This is a genomic window from Methylobacter svalbardensis (assembly GCF_037671525.1).
GTDB classification, from domain to species: domain Bacteria; phylum Pseudomonadota; class Gammaproteobacteria; order Methylococcales; family Methylomonadaceae; genus Methylobacter_A; species Methylobacter_A svalbardensis.
Map to the genome: position 1 here is coordinate 1 of NZ_JAWPOH010000161.1, position 1,654 is coordinate 1,654.

Consider the following 1,654-nt stretch of genomic DNA (forward strand, 5'->3'; position numbering starts at 1 on the left):
TAGGCTGTCGAAATCAGCCCTTTTTCGCAAGCTAAACATTCCCCGATTTTTGGCTTTCAATATTATTGAAAAAAGCTTTGCGTTTCTTGCGTACGGTATAGGGGATGCTTGATTTCTCCCACATCTCTAAGTCATTATGACGAGCCTGGTTTATCGCCTGGCTAATCACTTCTTTATCAAGATGCCCGCAAAGCGCAGGAATTAACAATGTCGTTCGATTCATATCGGCCTGCGGACTCCGCTCAATAATATGCTTAAAATTACCAAACAGCGATTCGATAATGTCGCTACTGACCAATAACGGCAAGTCGCCGAGCTGCGCCTGAATATCAAGGTGTTGTTGCAACCATTTTTGCAGATGTTTCTTAACTTTGGAGTTTTTGGGCAGTGTTTCTGAGAGTTGATAACACCGTTCATAGCTGATTGGATCAAGACCTTTGTTTTTAAGAATGCCCATCACTTCCGCGACCACCTGAGTGGTGATTGCAAAGCGTTTAATAAAGGGTTTTAGCAACAGAAAACCAGGTAGCGCAGAGCGCAATTTATCTAACAAGCTGCCCTTTTGAGCCCGACCTTGAACAGCGAATACGTCAAGTATTTTATCGGCCCATTTGCCTAAGGTGCTGATGCTTTGAAAGCGTCCTTTGCTTCTTAATTTAGGCGGTATCAAAAACGCTAACTCAGTTTGTCGCATACGACTGGCACCTTGAGTAAGTAAGGCTGTGAAACACTTGTAAGCCGCTGTTTGTTCAAACTGCTTCTTGAGCGCAGTGGCCATCGAATGACCGATATCGGCGATAACGGGGATCTCCGTCTCTTGCTTTGCAGACCATAATCTAACGCCTTTTTGCAGCGTGTAATCACCGTCTTTGATGATTGCATTTGGCCTTCCGGCTTGGTTAAAAATAGCTTCCAAGTCCAGCGCGATACTGTCACCATTGACGCGTTCGCAGACATTCAAGCCAATGCATTCACAGTCTTCCAGTTTTATGGCAGAGCCTCTTTGAGATAATGCGTCCACCTTTACCCTCAGTACCACCAAGGCTTTTTTAGTGCCAATATCAATAGAATGATCAATAATAGCCAGCCACGGCGTGCTGATAGGTTTGACTTGTTTGAGTAATCCTAAGCCCAGCCGCAAAGTCCAGTTAATAACCGAGGTGAAATGCGGAACCCAGTCTAAGCCAAGGTGCATTCTGGTGTTAAATAAATTCAGAATTTTCGGGACACTACGGTAAGACACAACCGCGTGTATAACCAGCAAAATGCATAATGTTCGTACTTCCTGTGCTTGCTTTATCTCAACAATTTGTCCGGTCGTCGGTGCTAAGTGTTTTTTTTATTGTCTTCAGCGGATTGTTGCAGAGCATTGAGTTGCTTTTTAATGTCGGCTATTTGCTCTTGATGTCGCTTGTTAGCTTTCCGGTGCTCTCGGATTTCGTCAGCCCTTTGAACGGCTTTAGCTCTCCATTCGTCACGGCTACGTATAAGTTTTGACAGTTGAGGCATGGCTTTGGGAAATTGCAGTAATTGAACGAGTGCGTTGTTTTAATGTTCATTTTAATGCAATCCATTCAACTTTAAAACCCACTCGAATCAATCCATAAGTCGGGAAATCAAAATACATTCAAAGTTGCTGTATTTCGACAGCCTA

At 43.8% G+C, this 1,654-nt stretch carries 1 protein-coding gene; it reads right to left on the bottom strand.

All coding sequences use genetic code 11. The annotated features are described in order from the left end of the window. Window positions 1-31 precede the first annotated feature (31 nt). A complete protein-coding gene (locus RW114_RS20545) occupies window positions 32-1,195 on the bottom strand; it encodes a hypothetical protein (protein ID WP_340124589.1) in 1,164 nt (387 codons plus the stop codon). Window positions 1,196-1,654 lie beyond the last annotated feature (459 nt).

Bases quoted from the DNA above. Each gene is read 5' to 3' on its own strand.
- RW114_RS20545 (WP_340124589.1), bottom strand. From the start codon at position 1,195: ATGCACCTTGGCTTAGACTGGGTTCCGCATTTCACCTCGGTTATTAAC.